Genomic DNA, 26,299 nt, shown 5'->3' with positions numbered 1-26,299 from the left:
AGCCCTAGAGGTCGTCGCCGTGGACGCGGCCGGGGGTTCCGGAGCCGTCGGTGCGCTGGGGCTCCCCGGTGACGCTGTGCTCCAGCCACTCCTCCCAGGAGCGCTGGTAGAAGCCCCAGCCGTTGTCCCACTCCAGGTCCCGGTCCGTGCCGGTGGTCTCCAGGATGTCGCCCATGAGCGCCTGGTTGTGGAACCAGCGGGCGTCCTCGACCGTCATGTTCGTGCAGCCGTTGGACGTGTTGGCGCCGCCTAGGTTGCCCGCGTTCCAGGGAGCGGCGTGGGTGAACTCCCCGCTGTTGGAGGTGCGGACCGCCCAGTCCACGTCCAGTCGGTAGTAGCCCGGCGCCCCCTCGGGGATGCCCACGGTGGCGGAGTCCATCACCAACGACTGGTACTTCTCCATGGTCAGGTGTACGCCGGAGGTGGTGGTGTTGAAGCGCTCCTCCCCGGAACCGTTGCTGACCGGGATGGTGCGGACGGTCTCGCCGTCGATGGACACGTTCATCTCGTGGTCGGGGACGTGCATGGTGGAGACGAGCTCGCGGCCCACCTCGAACCGGATGCGGTGGTCGTCCACCCCGTACACGCCCTCGGAGGACTCCACTCCGGCCAGTCGGAGGTCGACGGTGACCTCCTGGTAGGGGTCCCAGTACTCCTTGGGCCGAAAGACCGCCATCTCGTCGCCGACCCAGTTCCAGGCGCCCTCGGTCTCCTCCTCGGCGGTCACCTCGATGGAGTTCTCCACCTGTTCCTTGTGGGTGACGGGCTGGTCGAAGTTGACGATGACGGGCATCCCCACCCCCACCACGTCCCCACTGCTCGGGAAGTTGGAGGCGAGTTCGAGGCGGCGGCCGGGCACCGACTCCAGGGTGGTGAACTCCGAGACCACCTCGGTCTCCTCCCCCTCGTCGTCGGCCGCGGTCACCACGACGCTGACGGAGGCCCCGGGGCGCAGGTTCCAGTCACTCACCCAGACGTCCCCGGCCTCGTTGAGCGTGCCGGTGACCGGGAAGGGGTCCTCCTCCTCGTCCGCGCCCGGTGCCGCCTCGGCCGCGTCCCCGGAGGCCACCTCGACCTCCGTGACCTGTTCGATCCGGACGTCGGTGATGGTGCCGTCCGCGGCCTCGACCCGGACCGGGCTGTTGGGCGGCACCTCGGTGGCACCGGGGACGGGGGTCACGACCACCTCGGGGCCCTTCTGGGCCTCCTCGGGGAGCGGCGCGTCCTCCGTGCCGCCCTCTCCCTCGGAGGTACAGGCGGCCGCGAGGAACAGGAGGGCCGCCGCGGCCGCGGCGGTTCGGGTAGAGACGTTTCGTCGCTTCACGCCAAGGACCTCCAGCGTCCGTGCGGGGCCCGGACGTGCGCGGAGCGTGCGCGCCGACGTGACGCCGTCAGGGCCTGGATGCGGCGTGACCTGCGTGGACAGCGGTCACGTGGGGGTCACCGAAAAAGAGTACCCCGGTGCCCGGGGGTCGTCTGGGACGACCCGTCCGGCCACCGGGGCGGTGACACACACATCCTACCCTGCGTAGCGATCAAAACTCGAAGAGTGATAAACGCCCGAGGTCGAACGTCAGTGCTGGAACTCCTTGCGGTAGTACTCGAAGACCCAGCCCAGCGACGTGAGGATGACGGCGAAGAAGCCGATGAACACCATCCACCAGCCGATCGCCACGCCGACCGCCGTGAAGGCGACGGCCATCGCGACGAACATCGGCCACCAGCTGTGCGGGCTGAAGAACCCGTACTCACCGGCGTTCTCGGCGATCTCGCCGTCGAGCCGCTCCTCGGCCGGCAGGCCGTGGTGGTGCTCGCTGTGGCGAGCCGACTGCCAGAGCCAGAAACCGATCATCCAGCCGAAACCGATGGAGACCACCAGGGCGGTGGTACCCGCCCACTCGATCTCACCGGTCTCCAGGAGCGACCAGTAGATGTACAGCGCGGCAGCCAGACCGAAGAAGGTCGAGATGCCCATGAACAGGTAGGCCTGCATCTTCATGTGCTCTACCCCCTACTTCTTCTCGGCACCGGCGGCGACGGCGCCGGGCGCGGCCGCGTGCGGGTGGTTGAGGTCGAAGGCCGGACGCTCGGACCGGATGCGGGGCAGCGACGTGAAGTTGTGTCGCGGCGGCGGGCACGAGGTGGCCCACTCCAGCGAGCAGCCGTAGCCCCACGGGTCGTCCACGGTGACCAGCGGCGCCTTCTTCGCGGTGACGTAGATGTTCCAGAAGAAGATCAGCGTCGAGGCCGCGAGCACGAACGACGACACGGAGGAGATCTGGTTCAGCGCGGTGAACCCGTCCTCCTGGACGTAGTCCGCGTAACGACGCGGGAAGCCCATCGCGCCCAGCCAGTGCTGCACCAGGAACGTGCCGTGGAAGCCCAGGAAGAGCAGCCAGAAGTGGAACCTGCCCAGCTTCTCGTTGAGCATCCGGCCGGTGAACTTGGGCCACCAGAAGTAGAAGCCCGCGAACATCGCGAACACCACGGTGCCGAACACCACGTAGTGGAAGTGCGCCACCACGAAGTAGGAGTCGGTGACGTGGAAGTCGATGGGGGGCGAAGCCAGCAGCACACCGGTCAGGCCACCGAAGAGGAAGGTGACCAGGAAGCCGATCGTGAACAGCATCGGCGTCTCGAACGTGAGCTGCCCTCGCCACATCGTCCCGATCCAGTTGAAGAACTTCACACCGGTCGGGACCGCGATGAGGAACGTCATGAACGAGAAGAAGGGCAGGAGGACCGCGCCGGTCGGGAACATGTGGTGCGCCCACACGGTCACGGAGAGGCCGGCGATGGCGATGGTCGCCGCCACCAGGCTCTTGTACCCGAAGATCGGCTTGCGGCTGAAGACCGGGAGGATCTCCGTCGCGATACCGAAGAACGGCAGCGCGATGATGTACACCTCGGGGTGACCGAAGAACCAGAACAGGTGCTGCCACAGGATGGCGCCACCGTGCTCGGCGTTGAAGACCTGGGTGCCGACCATGCGGTCCGCGCCCAGGGCGATCAGGGCGGCGGTCAGCACCGGGAAGGCGATGAGCACCAGCACGCTGGTGAGCAGGGTGTTCCAGGTGAAGATCGGCATGCGGAACATCGTCATACCGGGCGCGCGCATGCACAGGCCGGTGGTGATGAAGTTGACCGCGCCGAGGATCGTGCCCAGACCCGAGACGGCCAGGCCCAAGATCCACAGGTCGCCGCCGAGGCCCGGAGAGCGGACCGCGTCGGAGAGCGGGGTGTAGGCGAACCAACCGAAGCTGGCGGCGCCGCCCGGGGTCAGGAACCCGCTGATGGCGATGAGGCTGCCGAACAGGAACAGGTAGTAGCCGAACAGGTTGATCCTGGGGAAGGCCACATCGGGGGCGCCGATCTGGAGCGGCATCAGGATGTTCGAGAACCCGACGAACAGCGGGGTCGCGAACATCAGCAGCATGATCGTGCCGTGCATCGTGAACAGCTGGTTGAACTGCTCGTTGGACATGTACTGCATGCCCGGGTGGAACAGTTCCAGGCGCATCAGGAGCGCCAGCACGCCTCCGAAGAGGAAGAACGCGAAGGAGGTGATCAGGTACATGTACCCGATGACCTTGTGGTCGGTCGACGTCAGCCAGTTGACGATGATCGACCCCTTGCGCGACGGTGCCTGACCGTCAGTGCGGGGTGCGGTTGCCGTCGTGGTCATTACTCGTCATTCTCCTCGGACTCGGTCGCCTCGGCTCCCGTGCCCTCGGCGTCGGTGCCGTCGGCACCCGTGCCCTCGGCGTCGTCGGTCTCGGCGGACTCGGCGGCTTCCAGGGCGGCGGCCTCCGCGGCGTCGGCGGCCTCGATCGCGTTGGCCTCCTGCTCGGCGGCCCACGCGTCGTACTCGTCCTGCGGGAGGACCTCGACGTTGAACAGCATGCGGGTGTGGTCCACACCGCACAGCTCGGCGCAACGACCGACGTACTCGCCCGCGGAGCCCTCCTTCAGGTTCACCTGGAAGGCGTTGTCGCGGCCCGGGACGACGTCCATCTTGAAGCCGAAGGACGGAATCCAGAACGAGTGGATGACGTCGGGAGAGTGGAGGTCGAAGTGGACGACCGCGCCCTCGGGAAGGACGAGGGTCGTCTGGGTGTCACGGTTGGCGCTGCCGTCCGGGTTGGGGATGCCAACCTCGGAGAAGAGCACGTCGCCACCGTTCTCCTTGGTGTCGTCCATGTAGTTGAACTGCCAGGCCCATTGGAAGGCCACGACCTCTACGTGGACGTCGGCGGGCTCTTCGGTGTCGAGCAGGTAGGCCTGGTCTCGCGCGGTGAAGAAGAAGAGCACCGAGATGACGACGATCGGCAGAACGGTGTACAGCGCTTCGATGGGCATGTTGTACCGCACCTGCGGCGGCAACTGCGCAGAGCGCTTGCGGTGGAAGAGGATTGTCCAGATGAACAGTCCCCACACAAGGACGCCGACCGCGAACGCCGCCACCCACGAGCCCTGCCAGAGCGAGATAACACGCTCGGCCTGCTCGGTGATCGGCTCCGGCATGCCCAAACGAGTGAGATCGTTCGACGCGCAGCCGGTCGCGGCCAGCCCCAGCACGGCGAGCGCGGCGCCGCGTGGTGCCCATCGGCGCAGAGTTGAGCGCCGATTTTTTTGGCGGGTCGGACTCACGGATTGCCTTCCCAGCGGTGAAGCCCGTGGATTCTCCACGGGCGGCCTAAGTATCCAAAGCTTGTCAGGGGGAAACATTATCGCGAACCGCCCAGCGTGCCGTTCATGGGCTTACCTGGTCAGCGTGTTGCCAGACGCGCCCTCTCGAAACGTTCGGCGGCCCTACGGAGCCGGGCCAGGTCGCCCCCGAGGGATGTCCTCCCGGCTGGCTACGAGGCGCGGCCCGGCGATCCCCCGGGCCCTCACCCGCTCCCGTGCACCGCACCGCTCCGGGCGGTGGTGTGCATGTTCGCGGGACGAGGCCAAGGCGAGCGTATCGCTGGGTTTACGACACCCTTAACCGGGTGCGCCTTTTGGCGCGCGCCCGGTCAAGATTGGGCCACAGGACGACAACCGACAGGGGGCGCACGTGTCCGAGCGAACGACGCCGGAGCAACCGCAGGTCACCGTGGAGGCGGTGGGGCTCAAGTGCCCGATCCCGATCATCAGGTTGGCCGCCCGACTGCACGAAGTGCCCATCGGGTCGGTCATCGCGGTCACCGCGGACGATCCCGCGGCGAGCGCGGACATCCCCTCCTGGTGCCGGATGAAGATGCACGAGTTCGTCGCCGAACGGCCGCTGGCGCGAGGTAGCGCGTTTCACATCCGCCGGATGTACTGACCGCCGACGGGCGCCCGACCACCGGAACGGACTTTCGGTCCCGTTGCGATAACGATTCCTGCCCGCCGGTTCTCCGGGAGTGGCGCGAAGCACCGATCTCCCTCCCGCCCCGGGGGCACCGGGAGGGAGGTCCCGGACAACACGAAGGCCGCGCGGACACGGGGTCCACGCGGCCTCCCCCACACTGCGGCCCCGCTCCCCGTGGGAGCCGGGACCGCGGCCGCGGGGACCGTCTAGCGGGCGTAGAACTCGACGACGAGCTGCTCGTCGAAGGGAACCGGGATCTGCTCGCGCTTGGGGCGGTCGACGACCGCGACGCGCAGGTCCTTGTGGCTCACCGCGAGGTAACCGGCGATCTTGTCGTCGGCGTGGACGCCCTCGGCGGCCTCGACGAACGGGACCATCGAGCGGGACTTCTCCCGAACGCCGATGATCTGGCCCGGCTTGACCTGGTACGACGGGATGTCGACCTTCTTGCCGTCCACGGTGATGTGACCGTGGTTGATGAACTGGCGCGCGGCGTAGATCGAGGCGGCCAGACCGGCGCGCAGCACGACGGTGGCCAGACGCAGCTCCAGCTCGGCGAGCATCTCCTCACCGGTACGACCGGAACGCTTCTTGGCGTTCTCGTAGATCCTGACCAGCTGCTTCTCGGTCAGGTCGTAGTACCAGCGCACCTTCTGCTTCTCCGCCTGGCGGACGGCGAAGTCGGAGCTGTTGCGACGGACGCGACGGCCGTGCTCGCCGGGCGGGTACGGACGCTTCTCGAAGTAGCTGACCGCCTTACGGGTCAGCGGGGTGCCGGCGCGCCGGGACAACCGCACCTTCGGTCCGGTGTAGCGCATGCGAAGTCCTTTCAGGATGAATCAGGGAATCCCAGGTAAGGCTTGCCTATGATCTGGGAGGCGCTCAGGGCGCCCGAGCCCCGGTGTCCCGCGGTGCGGGCCGGAAGCGGGTTCCCCACCGCCGCGCGTGACCCGGCGCGAGCGGTTCGGGCGAATGACCCGGCACGCGTTTCAGCGCACCGGGCGGGCACGGGGAATCCCCGTGCGGGTCACAGCCATCCACTTTACGGGCTCCCGGGTACCGCCCCGACCAGAGTGCGCGAATTCCGGCCGGGGAGGACGCGGGTCACACGAACGGACGGACCTCGTCGGCCGCCTCGGCACCGTACGAACGCTCCAGGCGCTCCAGCAGGGAGGCCCCGGTGAGCGTGTACTCCTGCGGACCGTCCGCCTCCAGGCAGTGCACGGCGGTGGCGTTGCCGACCTGGCCGGCGCGCTCCAGGGACAGCCCCCAGGAGTGGGCGGCCAGGAAGCCCGCCCGGAACGCGTCGCCCATACCGGTGGGGTCGACCAGCTCGTCGACGACGGCGGAGGGCACGTGGACGCTCGGCTCGTCCCTGCGGTCGATCCGGGCCCCCTTGGCACCGAGGGTGGTCACGCGCGTGCCCACCCGGGCCAGGACCTCGGCGTCGGACCAACCGGTCTTCTGCTCGGCCAGGGCCTTCTCGTACTCGTTGGTGAACAGGAAGGCGGCGCCCTCGATGAGCGTGCGCACCTCCGGGCCCTCCATGCGGGCCAGCTGCTGCGAGGGGTCGGCCGCGAAGGGGATGGCGCGGGTGCGGCACTCCTCGCTGTGGCGGACCATCGCGGCCGGGTCGTCGGCGCCGATCAGGACGAGGTCGAGACCGCCCAGCCGCTCGGAGATGGGGTGGAGTTCGATGTTGCGGGCCTCGGCCATCGCACCCGTGTAGAACGAGGCGATCTGGTTCTGGTCCAGGTCGGTGGTGCAGACGAAGCGGGCGGTGTGGCGCAGCTCGGAGATGTGCACCGCCGAGGTGTCGACGCCGTGGCGGTCGAGCCAGGAGCGGTACTCCTCGAAGTCGGCCCCGGCGGCGCCGACCAGGACCGGGCTCAGCCCGAACCCGCCCATGCCGAAACAGATGTTGGCCGCGACGCCGCCGCGGCGCACGTCCAGCTCGTCGATGAGGAAGGAGAGGGACAACTGCTGGATCTGCTCGGGGATGATCTGCTCGGCGAACCGACCCTCGAAGGTCATCAGGTGGTCGGTGGCAATCGATCCGGCAACCGCGATACGCACGGGACGTGGGCTCCTTGCTGGCGAGGTGGAACGCTCGACGACGCTCCGGCGGGTTGTTCGGGGCATGCCGGAGGCGCGCCCGTTCGGACCAGCCAAGGGTACCCAGAGGGGAGGGCGGCCGCGCTCCGCGTCCGCCCTCCCCATGGGTCTTCGAGTGTCGGTGCCGCTCCCCGAGGAGCCGCGGCCCCCTAGTTGAAGGAGTCGCCGCAGGCGCAGGAACCGGTGGCGTTGGGGTTGTCGATGGTGAACCCCTGCTTCTCGATGGTGTCCACGAAGTCGATGGTGGCGCCGATGAGGTAGGCGGCGCTGCGGCGGTCGGTGACGACCTCGACGCCGTCGAAGTCGGCGACGACGTCACCGTCGAGGTCGCGCTCGTCGAAGTAGAGCTGGTACCGCAGCCCCGAGCAGCCACCGGGCTGCACGCCCACGCGCAGGCGCAGGTCGTCCCGGCCCTCCTGGTCAAGGAGCGCCCGAACCTTGTCGGCCGCACCGTCGGTGAGGATGACTCCCTGCGCGGTGGCCTCGCTCTGAACCGTCATGTTGTAAAGCTCCTCTGGAAAGGGGTTGCGGCCGTCTGGCGACCCCGGTCGCTTACCGGATCGGCCCGCGTCGGCGGGTCCAGTCCTCTTCAACGGGTCCCAACGTCGGAGGCCGGTGTGGCATTCCGCCGTGTGGCCGCTGTGTTCGTGCTGGCGCCCCGGCCGCACGGTGCAGGTGTGGCCTTGGAGACGCACGGGTGTGCTCGTACCTCCAAGGGTAATTTGTCCAGGCCGCGGATGCCATCTCCGGACGCGCCCGCCTCACAGGCCCGGGGCGCCGTAGACCGGGAACCAGCGCGAGCGGTCCGCCTCCATCGGCAGGTCGTCCCCCACGGCCGCCTCCACCTGGAGTTCCAGCGCGTTGTCGCGGCGCTGCGCGCCCTGGGGGGCGAACGGGTAGAAGGTACCCCGCTTGTACAGGTAGACCAGCCCCACGGAGCGGCCCCCGGTGTCGGTGAACCCCACCAGGGAGCACAGCAGGGAGGGCCCGTAGCCGTTGGCCTCCAGCGTGGAGTTGACCGCGTGCAGGTCGGTGACCAGGCCGGTGATGTCGGTGTCCACGAGCTCCCCGCCCCGGGGATCGGCGTCGTCGGCCGCGGCCTCGGCTCCGCCCGGGCGCAGGACCAGCCAGGTGTACCCGTAGTCGTCGGTGGTCTGCTCCACCGTCGGGCCCTCCCCCGCGCGGAGCAGTGCGGTGACGTCGCGTTCGACGTCGGCGAAGGCGGCCCCCTCCGAGGCGCGGAAGGCCACCGAACCGGCACCGGTGGGGGTCAGGCCGACCCCCGCCCGCAGGGTGAGCGCGGCCGAGGGCAGGCCGAAGAGCGCGTCCAGGTCGGGCTTGACCGGTTCGGAGCGGCCGAGCAGGGTGCGCCAGAAGCTCATGGTGGTGGGTTCCCCTCGTGGGTGTTCGGCGGGGTCAGGCCCCGCGACCGAGCTGGCGGGAGATGTCGGAGAGCTGGGCCAGGCGCTGCTCGACCGGTGGGTGGGTGGCGATCAGCTGGTTCATGCTGAAGCCCTTCTTGGCGAACGCGGGGGCGAAGAAGAAGGCGTTGAACGGCTCGGCCTGGCGTAGGTCGCGGGTGGGGATGCGCGCCATGTCCCCGGTGATCTTGGACAGGGCGCTGCCCAGCGCGGACGGCCGGCCGGTGAGGTAGGCGGCGGCGCGGTCGGCGGCCAGCTCGCGGTAGCGGGACAGGGCGCGGGTGAGCAGGAAGCTCAGGACCCAGGCGATGGCGCTGACCAGGACGACCAGGAGGGCGACGACCGCGGGCGCGGGGCCGCCGTTGTTACTGCGTCCGCCGCCCGCGAACATCGCGAAACGCAGACCGGCCTGGGTGAGGAAGCCCGCGACGATGCCGAGGAACCCCGCGACGGTCATGACCATGACGTCGCGGTGGGCGACGTGCGAGAGCTCGTGGGCGAGGACCGCCTCCAACTCGGGGCCCTCCAGGCGCCGTGTCAGGCCGGTGGTCACACAGATGACCGCCGACTTCTCGTTGTGGCCGGTCGCGAAGGCGTTGGGCACGTCACTGTCGGCGATGCCCACGCGCGGCTTGGCCATGTCGGCCATGGCGCACAGGCGGTCGACCATCGCGTGCAGGTCGGGCGCCTGTTCCGGCGTGACCTCCCGGGCGCCCATCGCGAACATGGCGATCCGGTCCGAGGAGAAGTACGAGAACAGGGCGAAGCCGGCGACGAGCACCAGCACCAGCCAGACGTTGAGCCCGGACAGCACCAGTCCCACCACGAAGGCGACGTAGACCAGGAACAGCAGACCCATGGTCATCACCATGCGGGCCGTCAGCCCCCGGTCCGGACGGAACTTCGAACCAGCCACACCGGCTCCCCTCCCCTGCGGACGTGTTCGGAGTGTAGTTCGGGGAGGTGAGAAACGGGTTAAAGCGGGACGCCGCGTGTCACCACGGGCGTATGACCCCGGGCACACCCCGGCCGCCGTGACGGATCACGGCGGCCGGGGGAAAGAACGCGCACGCGGGCACCGAAGCGGTGGGGAGCGGACTCCTAGCCTGGGATGAGCCCGTCGTCCTGGAGCATCTCCCGCACCTCGTCCATGCTGGCGTCGGCGTGCGGGAGGATGAACTGCGAGGGCTCCAGGGAGTCGGGCGGCAGCGGCTTGCTGTCCTGCCGGACCTTCTCCAGGAGGTCGTGCAGGGCCTTGCGGAACGTGGCCTCGTCACCCGACTCGATCGCGGCCTCCAGGGCGGCGTCGAAGTCGTTGAGCAGGTCCAGGTCTGCGTCGGTGAGGTCGACCTGCCCCTCACCCATGATGCGGACGATCACGAGCCCTCCCGGTTCCCGGCCCCGTTGCCGCCCTCGATCTGCGGGGTGGCGCCACCGCTACCGCCGCCGAGTTCGAGCTTCATGCGCTCCAGCTCGGCCTCGACACCGGTCGTGCTCGCCATCTGGTCGAGCTCGTACTGGATGTCGTCCTTGGGGCCGGTGCCGGTGACGTCGTCCAGCGCGCCCGAGGCAAGGAGCTCGTCCACGGCGCCCGCGCGGGCCTGCATCTCGGCGGTCTTGTCCTCCGCCCGCTGCACGGCCATGCCCACGTCGCCCATCTCCTCGGAGATGCCGGAGAAGGCCTCGCTGATCTGCGTCTGGGCCTGGGCGGCGGTGTAGGTGGCCTTGATGGTCTCCTTGCGCGTGCGGAAGGCGTCCACCTTGGCCTGGAGGCGCTGGGCCGCCATGGTGAGCTTTTGCTCCTCGCCCTGGAGGTTGGAGTGCTGCTCGCGCAGTCCCTCGATCTGGCTGGTGAGGCCGGACCGGCGGGTGAGCGCCTCGCGGGCGAGGTCCTCACGGCCCTGGGTCAGGGCGGCGCGGCTCTGGTTCTCCAGCTTGCCGGACTGCTGCTCCAGCTGCTGGATCTGGAGCTCGACCCGCTTGCGGGAGGTCGCGACGTCAGCGACACCGCGACGGACCTTCTGAAGCAGTTCGAGCTGTTTCTGGTACGAGTAGTCGAGGGTTTCCCTGGGGTCCTCGACAGAGTCCAGGGCCTTGTTGGCCTTGGACTTGAAGATCATCGAAAGTCGCTGAAACACGCTCATTGGCGTGGCCGTCCCCTTCTCGGTGCGTACATCGGCTGTTCCCAGCGGGCGCTTTGCCCAACCCTACGCGGTCTGGCCCGCGGTCGCCATAAAGCTATGACCGGCTACCCTGAGGGTGTGTTCCGACGTCGCTCCGCTTCCGCAGCCCCGGATTCGAACTCCGCCGAATCCGCCAGCCCTGAGGCCACTGAGGCCACCCAACCTAAGGGATATACCCCCAAGAAGGGTGTGCCCACCCCTAAGCGCAGGGAATCCGAGGCCACCCCGCGCCGACCGGTGAAGGCCCCCGAGACCCGTAAGGAGGCCTACCGCGCCTACCGGGACCGTCTCGAACGTCAACGAGGCACGACCGCCCGGCGTTCCGGCGCCCCCAAGGGCGACGAGAGGTACTTCCGGCAGCAGGACCTCGGCAAGGCCCGCGCCTTCGCCCGGGACTTCATCGACTCGCGCCGCAGCGCGAGCGAGTTCTTCCTGCCCTTCTCGATCCTGATCATCGCCCTGCTGTTCATCAACATCCCGCTGGCCCAGCTGGGCGTCACCTACGTCCTGTGGCCGCTGATGATGGTGACGCTGGTCATCGAGGGCGTCATGATCGGCCGCACGGTCAAGCGCCGCGCCGCCGAGTACTTCCCCGACGACCCGGCCGTCAAGGGCGTCGGCATGTACGCCGCGATGCGCCAGCTCCAGTTCCGGCGGCTGCGTCTGCCCAAGCCCCGGGTGAAGATCGGCGACGACCCCACCCCGAGCGGCCACAGCTGAACCACCGCCGTCCCACCTCCCCATCCCCGACGACGTGAGCGGGGCCGGTGACCGCACCGGCCCTTCACCTCGCACGGGTCCCCGTGGTGCCCGCCGGGAGTTCGCCAACTAGAGTGCTCGGCATGGAATTTCGGCATCTTGGCAACAGCGGTCTCATCATCAGCGAGATCGCGTACGGGAACTGGATCACCCACGGCTCGCAGGTCGAGGAGGACACCGCCGCCTCCTGTGTGCGCGCCGCGCTCGACGCGGGCGTCACCACCTTCGACACCGCGGACGTGTACGCCCAGGGCCGCGCGGAGGAGGTGCTGGGCCGCGCGCTGAAGGGTCAGCGCCGCGACGGCCTGGAGATCTTCTCCAAGGTCTTCTGGCCCATGGGTGAGGGCAGGAACGACAAGGGCCTGTCCCGCAAGCACGTGATCCGGGGCTGCGAGGACTCCCTGCGCCGCCTGGGCACCGACTACCTGGACCTGTACCAGGCGCACCGGTACGACTACACCACCCCGCTCGAAGAGACCATGCGGGCCTTCGAGGACCTGGTCCGCCAGGGCAAGGCCCTGTACATCGGCGTCTCCGAGTGGCGCGCCGACCAGATCGAGCGGGCGCTGAAGATCGCCGACGAGATGGGCTTCGACCGCATCGTCTCCAGCCAGCCGCAGTACAACATGCTCTGGCGCGTGATCGAGTCCGAGGTGGTCCCGCTCTCCGAGCGTGAGGGCATCGGGCAGATCGTGTGGTCCCCGATCGCGGGCGGCGTCCTCACCGGCAAGTACAAGCCGGGCCAGGGGCTCCCCGCCGGTTCCCGGGCCAGCGACCCCAAGAGCGAGCGGTTCCTCGCGGACAAGGTCGCCGACCAGGTCCTGCTGGAGCGCGTGCAGCGGCTGGAGCCGCTGGCCGCCGAGGCCGGGCTCACCCTGTCCCAGCTGTCGGTGGCCTGGGTGCTACAGAACCCCAACGTGTCCGCCGCGATCATCGGCGCCTCCCGCCCCGAGCAGGTCGAGGCCAACGTGCGGGCGGCCGGGGTCCGGCTCGACCCCGCGCTGATGGCCCGGATCGACGAGGTCCTGGGCGACAGCGTGCAGCGCGACCCCGAGCTCACCAAGAGCCCGGACAACATCCGGGGCTAGCCCCGCGGACGAAGGGGCCCGGCGGTCGACGCGACCGCCGGGCCCCGGCCGTTGCGGCGCGGGCTACTCCGCGCCCAGCGGCATCGTGTAGACCTCGCGCTCGTCCTCCAGCAGGGCCACGCTCGCCACGCCGCCCTCCGCGAGCTCGGCCCAGTTCTCGCCCAGCCAGCTCTCGGCGTCGCCGCGCGACGTGAACGACTCGGCGGGCAGGTCCCCCGCATCCGTCCGGCCACCGTCCTCCCCGATGTACCGCCACGTCCACGCCATGTTCGACCGCCCTTCGTCGCCGGTTGCGCGGTGGTCGCACCGCGATCCTGAGCCGAGCTTAACCAAGCCTTGGTGGGCGATGCTGTTTACTTTTCCGGGTGCGTATCCGATTTCTGGGGACAGCGGGTCACACGGGCTGGCCAGCCCCGCAGTGCACCTGCTCGTCCTGCAACAAGGCCCATGCGGAACGCCGTCTGCCGCTGCGGGTGACCGTCGACGACCGCTTCCGCCTGCGCGAGGCCGGGGCGGTGGGACCGGTGCCGCCCGGCTACACGGTGACGTCCACTCCGGACGGTGCGCTCGTGGAGGGGCCGGACGGCGGCCGTCTGCTGTTCGCGCGTACCGGTCCCGGACCGCTCCCCGGCGGCCCGCCCGCCGACGGTCGGCCCTCGGGGGCCTCGGCCTACTCCTCGGCCTCGTCCGCGCCCGACCAGCAGGTGGACACGGTGATCGTGGACGCCGCCCAACGCCCCGAGGTCATCGGTGAGCTGCGCCGATCGGGGGTGATCGGCGTGACCACGGCCGTGGTGGCCGTGGGCGGCGACCACCGCGTGCGCTCGCCCGAGGAGTTCGCCCGGCGGGCCCGCCTGTGGGGAGCCCTCGTCCCGGGCGACGGCACCGTCATGTCGTGCCCGCCCGCGGTGTGGCCGGACTCCCGCCCGCGCGGGCCCTACCGGGCCCTCGTCACCGGGGGCGCCCGCTCGGGCAAGTCGACCGAGGCGGAACTGCGCCTGTTGACCGAGCCCCGGGTGGTCTACGCCGCCACCGGCCCGGTCCCCGACGGCTCCGACCCGGAGTGGGCCGGGCGGGTCCGCCACCACGCGGACCGCCGTCCGTGGTGGTGGCGGACCGAGGAGACCACCGACCTCGCGGTCCTGCTGCGGAGGGAGGGCGGCGCGGTCCTGGTCGACTGCCTGGGCACCTGGCTGACGTGGACGATGGGCGAGTGCGGTCTCTGGGACGACCAGCCGCCGGAGGACGCCGAGGACCGGCTGGAGGCCGCCGTCCACGACCTGCTGGACGCCTGGCGCTCCACGCGGGCCTACGTGGTGGCGGTCACCAACGAGGTGGGGTCGGGCGTGGTCCCGGCGACCCGCGCGGGCCGCCTCTTCCGCGACTGGCTGGGGCTGGTCAACCAGTGGGTGGGCGCCGAGTCCGAGGTGGTGGTGCTGGTGACGGCCGGGCGCGTGGTGGAGCTCGGATGAACGGCGCCGACGCCCTGGCCGGGGCGCGGATGGCCGTGGGCACGTTCACGGTGTGGCCCGTGCGGGTCGGCCGGGTGGACCGCGCCGCCGCCGGATGGGCCATGTGCTGGGCCCCCGCGCTGGGCGGTCTGCTCGGCGGGGTCACCGGCGTGTTCGCGGTGGTCGGCGCGTGGTGGGGCTGGTCGGCGCCGCTGGCGGCCCTGCTCGCGGTGGGGCTGGGCGCACTGCTCACCCGGGGCCTGCACCTGGACGGCCTGGCCGACCTCGCCGACGGCCTCGGCAGCGGACGCCCCTCGGAGGGCGCCCTGGAGGTGATGCGGCGTTCCGACATCGGCCCGTTCGGGGTGCTCACCCTGCTGGTCGCGGTGGGGGCGCAGGTGCTGGCACTGGCGCAGCTGGTCGACGCCTCCCCCTGGGCCGCCGTGGCCGGCGCGGTGGTGGCGGGGGCGACGGGGCGCCTGGCGGTGACGCTCGCGTGCACCCGGTTGCCGTCGGCCCGCCCGGACGGCCTGGGCGCGCTCGTGGCGGGGACGGTACGCGCGCCGGCCGCGTCCGTCTGCGCGGCCGGCGTCCTGGCGGTGTCCCTGCTCGGGTGGGCGCACTCCCCCGGGTTCGCCGTGGCCTGCGCGGCGGGGGCGACGGCGGGGATCGCGGCGGCCTGGCTCCTGGCCCGGCGCGCGGTGCGCAGGTTGGGCGGGGTGACCGGGGACGTCCTGGGAGCCCTGGTGGAGACCGCCTCGACGGTGGTCCTGCTGGTGACGGCCGCTTCCGCGGCGGCCTGAGTACCCCGGGAGGGCCCCCGTCGCCGGGTCCGGAGGGTCAGTGGCCGCGCTGGCGGCGGTTCCACAGTCGCAGCCGGTCGTGGGCCTGTTCCGTGCGTCGCCGCACCGCCAGGACCCGGTCGATGTCGTCGGCTCGCCCGTTGTCCTCCTTGAGCCGCTCGTACTCGCGCAGGTGGGTCTCGAACTCGGCCACGGAGTCGACCACGGGCGCCTGCGCGTGGGCGAGCGCCTCGCCCAGTTCGGTGATGCCCCGGTCGTTCTCGGCCTGGATGGCGACCACCCTGGCCTCCTCCTCCGCGCGCAGCTCGGCCATGGTCTCGGCCTCCTCCCGCTCGGCGGCCAGGCGTTCGCGCTCCCGCTCCGCCAGGGCCCGTCGCCGCCCGCGCGAGCCGATCACTCCCATCGTGGTCAGGGCCGCGGAGACCAGCAGGCCGAGGACGGCGGCCCCCGGCAGCCAGGGCCCCGAACCCGTCGGTGCGGGAGGGGTGTCCGCGGCGCCGGTGTCGAGCACCGCGCCGTCGCCGAGCTGTTCCAGGAGTCCGTCCACCGACGCGCGGGCGCTCTCGCGGTCCAGGCCGAAGAAGGCCGCGGTGTCGAGGTCGTGGTCCCCGCCGGTGACGGTGCCGCGCACCGGATAGTCGCGCACCGCGCCGGAGCCGTCCAGTGTGTAGACGACCACGGGTCCGGTCCCGTCCGCGACCGCGTCGGCCAGCCCGGACGCACCGTCCGGTCCGGCCTCCAGCTCGGCTCCGACGGGCAGGACCGCCACCCGCAAGGGTTCGTCCCTCGACGCCAGCGCGGCGTCCAGCTCGGCGCGGTCCGCCTCGGACACGTCCGCTCCCGACCTCGGGTGCACGTACAGGTGGTCCTCGGCGAGGGCGGCCCGGGCGTCGGCCACCACCCCGCCGTCCACCGCCCCGGCGAAGGTCCCGAGCTCGGTGGCCAGTTCTCCCGTTCCCGGGGAGGAGGAGAGCAGCCGGGAGAGGTCCTCCGGCGGGGGGCCGTCCGGGCCGGAGGCGGCGGTGAGCCGGAACCCTCCGTAGGCCCAGACGGCGAGCAGGGCCGTGCCGTCGTCGTCGAGCGGTTCCAGGAGGGCGTCGGCGTAGGCCTCCTCGAAACCGGAGGTGCCCTCCGCCGGTGGCGGGACGACCGCGACGCGGGTGCCCTCCAGTCCGGCGAACCGCTCCGCCACCGCCTCGACGTCCAGGTCGGGCAGGGCCGCCCGGACGGCCGGGTGGACGTGGACGGTCTCCTCCCGCGCGGCCGCCGCCACGCCGGGGAGCAGGTCGCCGTCGAGCAGGTCCACCACGCCGGCCAGCTTCTCGGCCGGGTCCCCGGGGGCGAACGTGAAGTGGTGCTCCAGGTCGGCGGAGCCGGTGTCGGCACCGACCTGTGTCCAGGACCAGGTCGTGGTGGTGTCGCCGGTGGAGCCGCGCTCCTCGGTGACCACGACGTACAGGCCAGGCGCGCCGACCTCCTCGGCCAGGGTGTGCGCGGCACCGGTCGCGTCCACGCCGTCGAGGAGGGCCCCGCGCACCGGTGTGTCCGCCTCGGCGAGCCGGGCGCGGGCCAGGGCGAGGGTCTCCTCCGAGACCTCGGGGGCACCGTCGGAGGCGTGGACGAACCCGCCCGAGGACAGTTCCCGGACCGCGTCCTCCAACGGGGAGTCGGCCGCCGCCGGGGGCGGGGCGGTGAGGGTCACCGCGAGGAGCGCCATAACGGCGAAAGCGGGCCGGACCCCCCGCAGGGGTCGCGCGGTGAGGGTTCCGGAACCCGGCATCTGAGTCTCCCGTGCAGGTCAGGGGCGGACGGGAATCCGCCCGACCGATCCTAGAACGCACCGGTATCGGCGCTTCTGCCGGGGTGAGTGAGCGGGTCGGCGAGGCGTGGCGGCCCGACCGCTGTGAAGGTCGGGGGGCTACCTCACCTGCCGATTCGTGCGGTCTGGTAGTTTTCCGCGGCGACCGGATGTCGCCATCATCACATTTTTTCACACCCGGTTTCACGCGATCGGGACCGGGCACGGCGCGTTCGGGCGCACCCGACCGCGTGCGACACCTCCCACGAGGGACCAGAGCCCCCACAGGGCGCGGACGGGCGCGGACCCACCCGGGGCCGCGCGCGCTCCGCACCGCGGCGGGAAGCGCCGCGTCAGGGCCCCGGAGGGACGGGGCACCGCGTCACCGCCGGGGGCGCGGGAGGACTAGCATCGAGGACGTGAGCACGACGTTGTCAGTAAACACGGAGTCCCCCAGTTCGCTCGACGCCGACGCGGTTGTCGTCGGTTACCACTCCGGAGGCGACGCCCCGGAGCCCGCATCGGGCGCTCATAGCGTCGACGCCGCCTTCTCCGGCGGCCTCGGCTCGACCCTGTCGCTCCTGGGAGCGAGCGGCGCCCCCGAGGAGGTGCACACCCTTGCCTCCCTCGGAGCCGTCAAGGCCCCGGTCGTCGTCGCGGTCGGTCTCGGCCCGGCGCCCACCGACGGCGCCGTCGACTCCGACGTCCTGGCCCGCGCGGCCGGCGCCGCCCTGCGTTCTCTGAGCGCGCGCCCCGAGGGCGCGGGCCGCGTCGTCCTGGCCCTGCCCGCGACCACCGCCGACCAGGCCGGCGCCGTCGCGCTCGGCGCCGAGCTCGGCGCCTACAGCTTCGACCGCTACCGCACCGGTGAGAAGGCCCAGAAGAAGGCCGCCCGCGGTTCCGTGGTCCTCAGCGTGGTGAGCGAGGCCGACGGCGCCGCCGACGCCGTGGAGCGCGCCGCCGTCCTGGCCGAGGCCGTGTCCTTCACCCGCGACCTCGTCAACACCGCCCCCGCCGACCTGGTCCCCGAGGACCTGGCCTCGGCGGCCCAGGAGATCGCGCAGCAGGCGCACCTGGAGATCGAGGTCCTGGACGAGCGCGCCCTGGCCGAGGGCGGCTACGGCGGCCTGACCGGAGTCGGTCAGGGTTCGGCCAACCCGCCCCGCCTGGTCCGGCTGGCCCACAGCCACCCCGAGGCCACCCGGACGATCGCCTTCGTCGGCAAGGGCATCACGTTCGACTCCGGCGGCCTGTCCCTCAAGCCCGCGGGCTCGATGGACTGGATGAAGTCCGACATGAGCGGCGCCGCCTCCGTGCTCGCCGCCATGCGCGCCATCGCCACCCTGGGCCTGAAGGTCAACGTGGTCGGCTACCTGACCGTGGCCGAGAACATGCCCAGCGGCACCGCCCAGCGCCCCTCCGACGTCCTGAGCATCTACGGCGGCAAGACCGTCGAGGTCCTCAACACCGACGCCGAGGGCCGCCTGGTCATGGCCGACGGCCTGGTCCGCGCCCACGAGGACCAGCCCGACCTCATCGTGGACATCGCCACGCTGACCGGCGCCCAGCTGGTCGCGCTCGGTACCCGCGTGTTCGCGGTCATGTCCAACGACGACGCCGTGCGGGACGAGATCGTCGCCGCCGCCACCGCCGAGGGCGAGGCCTCCTGGCCGATGCCGCTCCCGGCCGAGCTGCGCGCCGGCCTCGACTCCTCCGTCGCCGACATCGCCAACGTGGCGGGCGAGCGCTGGGGCGGCATGCTCTCCGCGGGCGTCTTCCTCCAGGAGTTCATCGAGGAGGGCACCAAGTGGGCCCACCTCGACGTCGCCGGGCCCTCCTTCAACCAGGGCGGCCCGCACGGCTACACCCCCAAGGGCGGCACGGGTGCGGGGACCCGCACCCTCGTCCGCATCGCCGAGGACTACGCCCGTAAGCAGTAGTCCGGAAGAGGGGCGGCGCTCCCGAGCCGGAGCGCCGCCCGTCCCGGCACCCGGGACCCGACGACACACCGCCCCAGCGGCGACGGGCCCCGGTCTTCCACCACCCACATCACCAGCCACCACAACTAGGAGTTCGTTCCCGTGAGTGAGAGCGGCGGCACCTTCGACCTCGTCGTCCTTGGCGGCGGCAGCGGCGGCTACGCGGCGGCACTGCGCGCCGCCGAGCTGGACATGAACGTCGTCCTGATCGAGAAGGACAAGCTCGGTGGCACCTGCCTGCACCGCGGCTGCATCCCCACCAAGGCCCTCCTGCACTCGGCCGAGGTGGCCGACTCCGCCAAGGAGAGCGAGAACTTCGGTGTCCGGGCCACCTTCGAGGGCATCGACATCGACGCGGTGCACCAGTACAAGGACAAGGTCATCAACGGCCTGCACAAGGGCCTCAGCGGGCTGATCAAGTCCCGCAAGATCACCGTCGTCGAGGGTGAGGGCAAGCTCACCGGCAAGGACGAGGTCACGGTCGGCGGCAAGGTCTACAAGGGGAAGAACATCCTCCTGGCGACCGGTTCCCAGCCCAAGACCCTGGGCCTGGAGATCGACGGCGACAAGGTCATGACCAGCGACCAGGCCCTGGGCCTGAACCGCGTCCCCGAGTCCGTCATCGTCCTGGGCGGCGGCGTGATCGGCGTGGAGTTCGCCAGCGTGTGGCGGTCCTACGGCGCCGACGTCACCATCGTCGAGGCCCTCAAGCACCTGGTCCCCGTCGAGGAGGAGTCCAGCTCCAAGCTGCTGGAGCGCGCCTTCCGCAAGCGGAAGATCAAGTCCGAGCTCGGCACCCCGTTCGAGTCGGTCAAGACCACCGACTCCGGCGTGGTCGTCACCCTCCAGGGCGGCAAGACCCTGGAGGCCGAGGTCCTGCTGGTCGCCATCGGCCGCGGCCCCGTCTCCGAGGGCCTGGGCTACGAGGAGCAGGGCATCACCCTGGACCGCGGCTTCGTCAAGGTCGACGAGAACCTGCACACCGGTGTGGGCAACGTCTACGCGGTCGGCGACCTCATCCCGACCCTCCAGCTCGCCCACGTCGGCTTCGCCGAGGGCATCTTCGTCGCCGAGCACATCGCCGGGCAGAACCCGCCCGCGATCGACTACGACGGTGTCCCCCGCGTCACGTACTGTGAGCCTGAGGTCGCCTCCGTCGGTCTCACCACCAAGGTGGCCAAGGAGCGCGGTCACGACGTCGTCGAGATGAACTACAACCTGGCGGGGAACGGCAAGAGCCAGATCCTCCAGACCCAGGGCGCGGTCAAGGTCATCGCCGAGAAGGACGGCCCCGTGCTGGGCGTCCACATGGTCGGCAGCCGCGTCGGTGAGCTCATCGCCGAGGGACAGCTGATCTACAACTGGGAGGCCCTGCCCTCCGAGGTGGCCCAGCTGATCCACCCGCACCCGAGCCAGTCGGAGGCGCTGGGCGAGGCGCACCTCGCGCTCGCGGGCAAGCCGCTCCACGTCCACGACTGACCGCTTCACCCCCGGGGGCGGGCCCCCACCGGCCCGCCCCCGCACACATCCGCGCTGCCCATCAAGGCCTGGGCAGGTACCGCGTCCAGATCCAACGAGGAATCCATGCCGACTTCCGTTTCCATGCCCGCCCTGGGTGAGAGCGTCACCGAGGGGACCGTCACCCAGTGGCTGAAGAACGTGGGCGACACCGTCGAGGTAGACGAGCCGCTCCTTGAGGTCTCCACCGACAAGGTGGACACCGAGATCCCGTCCCCGGTGGCCGGTGTGCTCACCAAGATCCTCGTCGACGAGGACGAGTCCGTGGAGATCGGCGCGGAGATCGCGATCATCGGCGGCGACGGTGACGGCGCCGACGACGCGGTGCCCGCGCCCGAGGCCGCCCAGCCCGAGCCGGAGCCCACCCCGGCGGCCGAGGAGCCCGCCGAGGCCCCCGCCGCCCAGCCCGAGCCCGCTCCCGCCGAGCCCGCCGCCGGCTCCGACGGCCCCGGCACCCCCGTGACCATCCCCGCCCTGGGCGAGAGCGTCACCGAGGGCACCATCACCCAGTGGCTCAAGAGCGTCGGCGACACCGTCGAGGAGGACGAGCCCCTCCTGGAGATCTCCACCGACAAGGTGGACACCGAGATCCCGTCCCCGGTGGCCGGTGTGCTCACCAAGATCCTCGCCGAGGAGGACGAGACCGTCGAGATCGGCGCGGAGATCGCGATCATCGGCGGCGGCTCCGGCGCCGCCCCCGCGGCCGCCGCTCCGGCCGAGCCCGCCCCCGCGCCCGAGAGCGAGCCCGCTCCCGCCCCGGCCGCCCAGTCCGCGCCTGCTCCCGCCGCACGTGAGCAGGACGCCGACAGCCCGTCGGTGGACATCGAGACGCTCAGCGGCACCGGCCGCGCCTCGGGCACCGACGCCGTGGCCGAGGGGTACGTGACCCCGCTGGTCCGCAAGCTCGCCAACGAGCACCGCGTCGACCTGGCCCGGGTGACCGGCACCGGCGTGGGCGGCCGCATCCGCAAGCAGGACGTGCTCAAGGCCGCCGAGACCCGGCGTCCGGCCGCGTCCGCTCCCGCGCCGCGCAAGGTCACCTCGGACACCTCGGTGCGGGGCCGCACCGAGAAGCTGAGCCGTCTGCGCAAGTCCATCGCCGACCGCATGGTCGAGTCGCTGCGCGTCTCCGCCACGACGACCCAGGTCATCGAGGTCGACGTCAGCAAGATCGCGCGCCTGCGCGACCAGGCCGCCGCCGACTTCGCCCGGCGCGAGGGTGTGGAGCTGGGCTTCTTCCCGTTCTTCGCGCTGGCCGCCGTGGAGGCCCTCAAGGCCCACCCGAAGGTCAACGCGGTGATCAACGCGGCCGAGCAGACGGTGACCTACCACGACGTCGAGAACCTAGCCGTGTCGGTGGACACCGAGCGCGGCCTGCTCGCTCCGGTGGTCAAGGACGCCGGTTCGCTGGGGCTGAGCGGTCTGGCCCGCGGCCTGACCGACCTGACCGAGCGCGCCCACACGGGCAGGCTCGGCCCGGACGAGCTGGGCGGCGGCACCTTCTCGATCTCCGAGACGGGCCACACCGGGGCGCTGTTCGGCACGCCGATCATCAACCAGCCGCAGGTCGCGATCCTGGAGACCGGCGCGGTCGTCAAGCGTCCCGTGGTCGTCGAGGACGAGGCGATGGGCGGCGAGGTCATCGCGGTCCGCTCCATGGTCTACCTGTCGATGGCGCACGACCACCGTCTGATCGACAGCGCCGACGCCGGCCGCTTCCTCCAGACCGTGAAGGAGCGCCTGGAGGAGGGCGCGTTCGAGGGCGAGCTGGGTCTGTCCTGACCCCGACCCTCCCCTCACCGGGAGGACCGCTCCGGCCCGGGCCGGGCACCCTTCGCGGGTGCCCGGCCCGGGCCTTCGGTACGTGTGCCCCCACCGTGCCCCCACCCCGGCTTGACCTCAACATCACTTGAGGTCCTATCGTGGTGGCGCCTCCCGGCATCCCCACCGCGGCCACCCGAAGACGAGGAACCCCATGCAACAGCCGGACCTGCGGATCGCCGTCATCCTCGGCGGAAACCTCAACGGCCGCACCGGCACCGCCGTCTCCCGATGGTTCCTGTCCCTGGCCGCCTCTCGTGAGGGCATGGCGCTCGACGTGCTGGACGTGTCCGAACTCGACCTGGACGGCGGACACGGGACTCCACTGGACGGGTTCTCGCCGCGGATCGGGGCCGCCGACGGGTTCGTGGTGGTCACACCGGAGTACAACCACGGGTACCCGGGTCCGCTGAAGAGCGCCATCGACTCCGCCCGCAAGGAGTGGTTCGCCAAGCCGGTCGCCTTCGTGTCCTACGGGGGGATGTCAGGCGGTCTGCGCGCCGTGGAGCAGCTGCGGGCGGTCTTCGCCGAACTGCACGCCGCGTCGGTGCGGACCTCGGTGAGTCTGCACAACGCCCAGCGGACGTTCGCCGCCGGGAGCGGACCGGGCCCGGAGCTCGGCGGCGCACGGGACGCGGTGGAGGAGATGCTGGACCAGCTGGCGTGGTGGGCGCTGTCGCTGCGTGAGGCCCGTGCGCGGCGCCCCTTCCCGGGCTGAGGGGCCGGGCGGGCGGCCGACACAGGTGGACGGGGCGGCGCCTGAACGGCACCGCCCCGTCTTTCTACCCCACCAATCACCATCCCCTGATGATCCCCATCATCAAAGGTCTGCGGGTCAGCGAGCGACTGCCAGCCCGACAGTGCGTCGCTCACGGTAGCTCCACGCTGACGCGGAGTTCCATGTCCCACTCACAACCTAGAAGAGACCGGGGCCGCCCGCAGTCCTTTCGCGGAAAAACCCCGAGAAAAGTTCGGCGGCAACGCCGCCGGGGTGCCGCGTATTCCCCCGGACCTCCCCGTGGGGGCAGTGCGCTATCCGACATCCTGCCCTGACCCGCCCCTCCCACCGGGGCGTAAGGTGGAGGTGTGAGTGATCTCGTTTACGCATGGCTGGGCGACGCTCCCGTCCCGTACCACCAGGGTTGGGAGCTCCAGAGACGGCTCCACCAGAGCCGCGTCGCCGATGAGGTGGCCGACACGGTCCTCTTCCTGGAACACGAGCCCGTCTACACGGCGGGCAAGCGCACCGGGAGGTCCGATCGTCCCATCACCGACCCCGGGGCTCCCGTGGTCGACATCGACCGGGGAGGCAAAATCAGCTGGCACGGCCCGGGCCAGCTGACGGTGTACCCGATCGTCCGTCTCCCGGACCCGATCGACGTGATCGCCTACGTCCGCATGCTGGAGGAGGCCATCATCCGCACCCTGGCCGACTACGGCCTCACAGGCCGCCGGGTCGAGGGCCGCACCGGTGTCTGGCTGGACGCCGACCCGGGACGCGGACTGACCGAACGCAAGATCGCCGCGATCGGCTGCCGCATCGCACGCGGGGTCGGGATGCACGGTCTGGCGTTGAACTGCGACAATGACATGTCGTGGTTCGACCGGATCGTCCCCTGCGGGATCTCCGACGCGGGGGTCACCTCGCTCACCAGGGAACTGGGGCGCTCCGTCACCGTCGCCGACGCGCGACCGCGCCTCGAACGGCACCTGGCCGACGTCCTCGGGGCGCGGGAGTACAGCCACACCGACGGCGCCGGAATGCTCTGCGACACCGCCGCCCGCGGATGACAGACCACACTTGAGCCAGTCCCCCAGGGGACGTACCGCCCCCACAAGGGGCGCCAGGGGCCCCGACACGGGGTACAGAAGGGAACGGGTTCGCGTTGACCATCGCTCCTGAGGGCCGCAAGCTGCTGCGCGTTGAGGCGCGCAACAGCGAGACCCCCATCGAGAGAAAGCCGCCGTGGATCAAGATCAAGGCGCACATGGGGCCCGAGTACACCGAGCTCCAGTCCCTGGTCAAGGGCGAGGGCCTGCACACCGTCTGTCAGGAGGCGGGCTGCCCCAACATCTACGAGTGCTGGGAGGACCGGGAGGCCACGTTCCTCATCGGCGGCGACCAGTGCACCCGGCGCTGCGACTTCTGCCAGATCGCCACCGGCAAGCCCACCGCGCTCGACCGGATGGAGCCGACCAAGGTCGCCACCTCCGTCAAGAAGATGGAGCTGCGCTACGCCACCGTCACCGGTGTGGCCCGTGACGACCTGGAGGACGGCGGCGCCTGGCTCTACGCCGAGACGGTCCGCAAGATCCACGAGCTCAACCCGGGCACCGGCGTCGAGCTGCTGATCCCGGACTTCAACGCCGACCCCGACCAGCTGGCCGAGGTCTTCGGTTCGCGCCCCGAGGTGCTCGCGCACAACGTGGAGACCGTGCCGCGCATCTTCAAGCGCATCCGCCCCGGCTTCCGCTACGAGCGTTCGCTGCGGGTCATCACCGAGGCGCGCGAGGACGGGCTGGTCACCAAGTCCAACCTGATCCTGGGCATGGGCGAGACCCGCGAGGAGATCAGCGAGGCCATGCGGGACCTCCACGAGGCCGGGTGCGACCTGCTGACCATCACCCAGTACCTGCGCCCCTCCAAGCTGCACCACCCGATCGACCGCTGGGTGAAGCCGCAGGAGTTCGTGGAGCTGGGCCGGGAGGCCGAGGAGATCGGCTTCGCCGGGGTCATGTCCGGCCCGCTCGTGCGTTCGTCGTACCGCGCCGGGACCCTGTACAAGCAGGCTCGCGAGAAGCGTGACGCCGAGTCCGCCAAGGCCACGAGCGACGCATAACGGCTGATACACCCGAGTCGTGACCAAGCTGGAACGGTGGCCCGCGGGCCACCGTTCCGCATCTCGGGGGCCACACGCATATCCTGGGTTGCAAGGCGCCCAGCTGGCGGCGCCCGAAGGCGCCGCACCACAGGTCGACCGCGAAGAGGAGGCAAGGCAGCACAGGGATCTCCTTCCCCGCCGAAGTGTTCGGCGTGCGCTGCCTGAAAGCACGATGGCGAAGAAGCCCGAGAAAACGACCGCCGGTCAGGGTGGCGAGAAGCAGCCGGGCCGGTTGAAGCAGATCGGCATGGTCGCCAAGGTCGTGCACAAGCAGAGCCCGCGGACGATCCCGATCGCGATCGCCGTCGCGCTCCTGATCTTCGCCGCCTTCGTCGGCGTGGGCGTGTGGACCGGCTCCTGGATCATCTGGCCGCTCACCGGTCTGCCCGTCGCCTTCCTGGTCGGCTTCATCATGTTCACCCGCTCCGCCCAGAGGGTCCAGTACCAGATGCTGGACGGCCGCCTGGGCGCCGGCATGGCGATCCTGGAGAACATGCGCGGCAACTGGGTGGTCGAGCCCGGTGTGGCCGCCAACAAGCAGATGGACGTCGTCCACCGCGTGGTGGGCCGCCCCGGAGTGGTCCTGGTCGGCGAGGGCGACCCCGGCCGCCTCAAGGGCCTGATCGCCGGTGAGAAGAAGCGTGTGGCCCGCGTGGCCCACGACACGCCCATCTACGACTTCAAGGTCGGCAACGGCGAGGACCAGGTCCCGGTCTCCAAGCTCCAGCGTGCGCTGGTCAAGCTGCCGCGCAACCTGGACAAGGGCGACACCGCCGAGCTGAACTACCGGCTCAAGGCCCTGCCGCCCGCGATGCGGATGCCCAAGGGCCCCATGCCCAAGGGCGCGAAGCTGCCCAAGGGCATGCGCGGCAACAAGGCCGGGGGCTGACCCGGGAACCCGCCCGACACACGTCGAAGGGGCCGTCTGCTTGGGTTCTAGTGGTCGTCGCAACACCCCAGTTCAAGGGGTGCTATGCACTTTCGAATCCGCGAGGACCGAACACCGCAGGGACGAACGAAGCTCTCCGCTGAACGAGCGGCATACTTACAGCTCATGAAGCAGGGCTACAGCAACGCCGAAGCCTGCCGGACCATCGGTATCGATGAACGCACTGGCAGGAAGTGGCGCAACGGGCGCGGCAC

The 26,299-nt window shown here is 70.8% G+C and carries 26 protein-coding genes; 13 read left to right on the top strand and 13 right to left on the bottom strand.

Features of this window, described 5'->3' with window-relative positions:
• Positions 1 to 4: 4 nt before the first annotated feature.
• From ABZ635_RS21595 to coxB, 4 genes are all read right to left on the bottom strand, one after another.
• The gene (locus tag ABZ635_RS21595; protein ID WP_357768091.1) at positions 5 to 1,324 is read right to left on the bottom strand and encodes an Ig-like domain-containing protein; all 1,320 of its coding nucleotides are present in this window, start codon (positions 1,322 to 1,324) and stop codon (positions 5 to 7) included.
• A gap of 249 nt (positions 1,325 to 1,573) precedes the next feature.
• On the bottom strand, positions 1,574 to 1,999 hold the full coding sequence (locus ABZ635_RS21590; RefSeq protein WP_357768088.1) for a cytochrome c oxidase subunit 4: 426 nt from the start codon (positions 1,997 to 1,999) through the stop codon (positions 1,574 to 1,576).
• 12 nt (positions 2,000 to 2,011) lie between these two features.
• Positions 2,012 to 3,685 carry a cytochrome c oxidase subunit I gene (gene ctaD / locus ABZ635_RS21585; protein WP_357768085.1) on the bottom strand — a complete coding sequence of 558 codons (1,674 nt, stop codon included), beginning with the start codon at positions 3,683 to 3,685 and terminating at the stop codon, positions 2,012 to 2,014.
• Positions 3,685 to 4,524, bottom strand: a complete 840-nt coding sequence (coxB, locus tag ABZ635_RS21580; RefSeq protein WP_357768082.1) for a cytochrome c oxidase subunit II — start codon at positions 4,522 to 4,524, stop codon at positions 3,685 to 3,687. The genes ctaD and coxB overlap by 1 nt, the downstream gene beginning before the upstream one ends.
• A 535-nt stretch (positions 4,525 to 5,059) precedes the next feature.
• Between coxB and ABZ635_RS21575 the strand changes: the two genes are divergently transcribed.
• Positions 5,060 to 5,311 carry a sulfurtransferase TusA family protein gene (locus ABZ635_RS21575; protein WP_357768079.1) on the top strand — a complete coding sequence of 84 codons (252 nt, stop codon included), beginning with the start codon at positions 5,060 to 5,062 and terminating at the stop codon, positions 5,309 to 5,311.
• A gap of 233 nt (positions 5,312 to 5,544) precedes the next feature.
• Here the strand turns inward: ABZ635_RS21575 and rpsD are convergent, their stop codons facing one another.
• The 7 genes from rpsD to ABZ635_RS21540 all read right to left on the bottom strand — a co-directional run bounded on the left by rpsD (position 5,545) and on the right by ABZ635_RS21540 (position 11,018).
• Positions 5,545 to 6,156 carry a 30S ribosomal protein S4 gene (gene rpsD, locus ABZ635_RS21570; protein ID WP_357768076.1) on the bottom strand — a complete coding sequence of 204 codons (612 nt, stop codon included), beginning with the start codon at positions 6,154 to 6,156 and terminating at the stop codon, positions 5,545 to 5,547.
• Positions 6,157 to 6,442: 286 nt separating this feature from the next.
• Positions 6,443 to 7,414 (bottom strand): carbohydrate kinase family protein, encoded by a 972-nt coding sequence (locus tag ABZ635_RS21565; RefSeq protein WP_357768073.1) that lies wholly within the window; start codon positions 7,412 to 7,414, stop codon positions 6,443 to 6,445.
• A 188-nt stretch (positions 7,415 to 7,602) separates the two neighbouring features.
• Positions 7,603 to 7,953 carry an iron-sulfur cluster assembly accessory protein gene (locus tag ABZ635_RS21560; RefSeq protein WP_049565618.1) on the bottom strand — a complete coding sequence of 117 codons (351 nt, stop codon included), beginning with the start codon at positions 7,951 to 7,953 and terminating at the stop codon, positions 7,603 to 7,605.
• 261 nt (positions 7,954 to 8,214) lie between these two features.
• Positions 8,215 to 8,835, bottom strand: a complete 621-nt coding sequence (locus ABZ635_RS21555; RefSeq protein WP_357768070.1) for a hypothetical protein — start codon at positions 8,833 to 8,835, stop codon at positions 8,215 to 8,217.
• A 34-nt stretch (positions 8,836 to 8,869) separates the two neighbouring features.
• A complete protein-coding gene (gene htpX / locus ABZ635_RS21550) occupies positions 8,870 to 9,790 on the bottom strand; it encodes a zinc metalloprotease HtpX (protein WP_357768067.1) in 921 nt (306 codons plus the stop codon).
• Positions 9,791 to 9,975: 185 nt separating this feature from the next.
• Positions 9,976 to 10,254, bottom strand: a complete 279-nt coding sequence (locus ABZ635_RS21545) for a hypothetical protein (RefSeq protein WP_357768065.1) — start codon at positions 10,252 to 10,254, stop codon at positions 9,976 to 9,978.
• Positions 10,251 to 11,018: a PspA/IM30 family protein gene (locus tag ABZ635_RS21540; RefSeq protein WP_357768062.1), complete on the bottom strand. Its 768-nt coding sequence runs from the start codon at positions 11,016 to 11,018 to the stop codon at positions 10,251 to 10,253. The genes ABZ635_RS21545 and ABZ635_RS21540 overlap by 4 nt, the downstream gene beginning before the upstream one ends.
• A gap of 96 nt (positions 11,019 to 11,114) precedes the next feature.
• Here ABZ635_RS21540 and ABZ635_RS21535 point away from each other — a divergent pair, with 96 nt between their 5' ends.
• On the top strand, positions 11,115 to 11,777 hold the full coding sequence (locus ABZ635_RS21535) for a DUF3043 domain-containing protein (RefSeq protein ID WP_357768059.1): 663 nt from the start codon (positions 11,115 to 11,117) through the stop codon (positions 11,775 to 11,777).
• A gap of 122 nt (positions 11,778 to 11,899) precedes the next feature.
• The gene (locus ABZ635_RS21530; protein WP_357768056.1) at positions 11,900 to 12,904 is read left to right on the top strand and encodes an aldo/keto reductase family protein; all 1,005 of its coding nucleotides are present in this window, start codon (positions 11,900 to 11,902) and stop codon (positions 12,902 to 12,904) included.
• A gap of 63 nt (positions 12,905 to 12,967) precedes the next feature.
• Here the strand turns inward: ABZ635_RS21530 and ABZ635_RS21525 are convergent, their stop codons facing one another.
• Positions 12,968 to 13,171: a hypothetical protein gene (locus ABZ635_RS21525; RefSeq protein ID WP_357768053.1), complete on the bottom strand. Its 204-nt coding sequence runs from the start codon at positions 13,169 to 13,171 to the stop codon at positions 12,968 to 12,970.
• A 206-nt stretch (positions 13,172 to 13,377) separates the two neighbouring features.
• Between ABZ635_RS21525 and ABZ635_RS21520 the strand changes: the two genes are divergently transcribed.
• Together ABZ635_RS21520 and ABZ635_RS21515 are read left to right on the top strand one after the other, a co-directional pair.
• Positions 13,378 to 14,376: a bifunctional adenosylcobinamide kinase/adenosylcobinamide-phosphate guanylyltransferase gene (locus ABZ635_RS21520; protein WP_357768135.1), complete on the top strand. Its 999-nt coding sequence runs from the start codon at positions 13,378 to 13,380 to the stop codon at positions 14,374 to 14,376.
• A complete protein-coding gene (locus ABZ635_RS21515) occupies positions 14,373 to 15,158 on the top strand; it encodes an adenosylcobinamide-GDP ribazoletransferase (protein ID WP_357768051.1) in 786 nt (261 codons plus the stop codon). Before ABZ635_RS21520 ends, ABZ635_RS21515 begins: the two co-directional genes overlap by 4 nt.
• A 37-nt stretch (positions 15,159 to 15,195) precedes the next feature.
• Here ABZ635_RS21515 and ABZ635_RS21510 read toward each other — a convergent pair whose 3' ends face one another.
• Positions 15,196 to 16,938, bottom strand: a complete 1,743-nt coding sequence (locus tag ABZ635_RS21510; RefSeq protein ID WP_357768048.1) for a hypothetical protein — start codon at positions 16,936 to 16,938, stop codon at positions 15,196 to 15,198.
• 437 nt (positions 16,939 to 17,375) lie between these two features.
• Here ABZ635_RS21510 and ABZ635_RS21505 point away from each other — a divergent pair, with 437 nt between their 5' ends.
• The 8 genes from ABZ635_RS21505 to ABZ635_RS21470 all read left to right on the top strand — a co-directional run.
• Positions 17,376 to 18,896: a leucyl aminopeptidase gene (locus tag ABZ635_RS21505; protein WP_357768045.1), complete on the top strand. Its 1,521-nt coding sequence runs from the start codon at positions 17,376 to 17,378 to the stop codon at positions 18,894 to 18,896.
• A gap of 141 nt (positions 18,897 to 19,037) precedes the next feature.
• On the top strand, positions 19,038 to 20,414 hold the full coding sequence (gene lpdA, locus ABZ635_RS21500; protein WP_357768043.1) for a dihydrolipoyl dehydrogenase: 1,377 nt from the start codon (positions 19,038 to 19,040) through the stop codon (positions 20,412 to 20,414).
• Between the two features lie 105 nt (positions 20,415 to 20,519).
• Positions 20,520 to 22,235 carry a 2-oxoglutarate dehydrogenase, E2 component, dihydrolipoamide succinyltransferase gene (gene sucB / locus ABZ635_RS21495; protein ID WP_357768040.1) on the top strand — a complete coding sequence of 572 codons (1,716 nt, stop codon included), beginning with the start codon at positions 20,520 to 20,522 and terminating at the stop codon, positions 22,233 to 22,235.
• A 193-nt stretch (positions 22,236 to 22,428) separates the two neighbouring features.
• A complete protein-coding gene (locus ABZ635_RS21490) occupies positions 22,429 to 22,992 on the top strand; it encodes an NAD(P)H-dependent oxidoreductase (RefSeq protein WP_357768037.1) in 564 nt (187 codons plus the stop codon).
• A gap of 368 nt (positions 22,993 to 23,360) precedes the next feature.
• Positions 23,361 to 24,065: a lipoyl(octanoyl) transferase LipB gene (lipB, locus tag ABZ635_RS21485; protein ID WP_357768034.1), complete on the top strand. Its 705-nt coding sequence runs from the start codon at positions 23,361 to 23,363 to the stop codon at positions 24,063 to 24,065.
• Positions 24,066 to 24,160: 95 nt separating this feature from the next.
• Positions 24,161 to 25,114: a lipoyl synthase gene (gene lipA / locus ABZ635_RS21480; RefSeq protein WP_357768032.1), complete on the top strand. Its 954-nt coding sequence runs from the start codon at positions 24,161 to 24,163 to the stop codon at positions 25,112 to 25,114.
• 214 nt (positions 25,115 to 25,328) lie between these two features.
• Positions 25,329 to 26,045, top strand: a complete 717-nt coding sequence (locus ABZ635_RS21475) for a DUF4191 domain-containing protein (protein ID WP_357768029.1) — start codon at positions 25,329 to 25,331, stop codon at positions 26,043 to 26,045.
• A gap of 84 nt (positions 26,046 to 26,129) precedes the next feature.
• Positions 26,130 to 26,299 (top strand): helix-turn-helix domain-containing protein (locus ABZ635_RS21470; protein WP_357768132.1); only part of this gene is annotated, 170 nt, incomplete at its 3' end.

Source organism: Nocardiopsis sp. NPDC007018, from assembly GCF_040635075.1.
Lineage (GTDB): Bacteria > Actinomycetota > Actinomycetes > Streptosporangiales > Streptosporangiaceae > Nocardiopsis.
This window is presented reverse-complemented; position numbering and strand designations above follow the sequence as displayed.

What these genes read in the sequence shown, in the direction of transcription:
- ABZ635_RS21590 (WP_357768088.1), bottom strand. Translation starts at nt 1,999, where the DNA reads ATGAAGATGCAGGCCTACCTGTTCATGGGCATCTCGACCTTCTTCGGT.
- ctaD (WP_357768085.1), bottom strand. Translation starts at nt 3,685, where the DNA reads ATGACCACGACGGCAACCGCACCCCGCACTGACGGTCAGGCACCGTCG.
- coxB (WP_357768082.1), bottom strand. Translation starts at nt 4,524, where the DNA reads ATGCCGGAGCCGATCACCGAGCAGGCCGAGCGTGTTATCTCGCTCTGG.
- rpsD (WP_357768076.1), bottom strand. Translation starts at nt 6,156, where the DNA reads ATGCGCTACACCGGACCGAAGGTGCGGTTGTCCCGGCGCGCCGGCACC.
- ABZ635_RS21560 (WP_049565618.1), bottom strand. Translation starts at nt 7,953, where the DNA reads ATGACGGTTCAGAGCGAGGCCACCGCGCAGGGAGTCATCCTCACCGAC.
- ABZ635_RS21555 (WP_357768070.1), bottom strand. Translation starts at nt 8,835, where the DNA reads ATGAGCTTCTGGCGCACCCTGCTCGGCCGCTCCGAACCGGTCAAGCCC.
- ABZ635_RS21540 (WP_357768062.1), bottom strand. Translation starts at nt 11,018, where the DNA reads ATGAGCGTGTTTCAGCGACTTTCGATGATCTTCAAGTCCAAGGCCAAC.
- ABZ635_RS21535 (WP_357768059.1), top strand. Translation starts at nt 11,115, where the DNA reads ATGACCGGCTACCCTGAGGGTGTGTTCCGACGTCGCTCCGCTTCCGCA.
- ABZ635_RS21530 (WP_357768056.1), top strand. Translation starts at nt 11,900, where the DNA reads ATGGAATTTCGGCATCTTGGCAACAGCGGTCTCATCATCAGCGAGATC.
- ABZ635_RS21525 (WP_357768053.1), bottom strand. Translation starts at nt 13,171, where the DNA reads ATGGCGTGGACGTGGCGGTACATCGGGGAGGACGGTGGCCGGACGGAT.
- ABZ635_RS21515 (WP_357768051.1), top strand. Translation starts at nt 14,373, where the DNA reads ATGAACGGCGCCGACGCCCTGGCCGGGGCGCGGATGGCCGTGGGCACG.
- ABZ635_RS21510 (WP_357768048.1), bottom strand. Translation starts at nt 16,938, where the DNA reads ATGCCGGGTTCCGGAACCCTCACCGCGCGACCCCTGCGGGGGGTCCGG.
- sucB (WP_357768040.1), top strand. Translation starts at nt 20,520, where the DNA reads ATGCCGACTTCCGTTTCCATGCCCGCCCTGGGTGAGAGCGTCACCGAG.
- ABZ635_RS21490 (WP_357768037.1), top strand. Translation starts at nt 22,429, where the DNA reads ATGCAACAGCCGGACCTGCGGATCGCCGTCATCCTCGGCGGAAACCTC.
- ABZ635_RS21475 (WP_357768029.1), top strand. Translation starts at nt 25,329, where the DNA reads ATGGCGAAGAAGCCCGAGAAAACGACCGCCGGTCAGGGTGGCGAGAAG.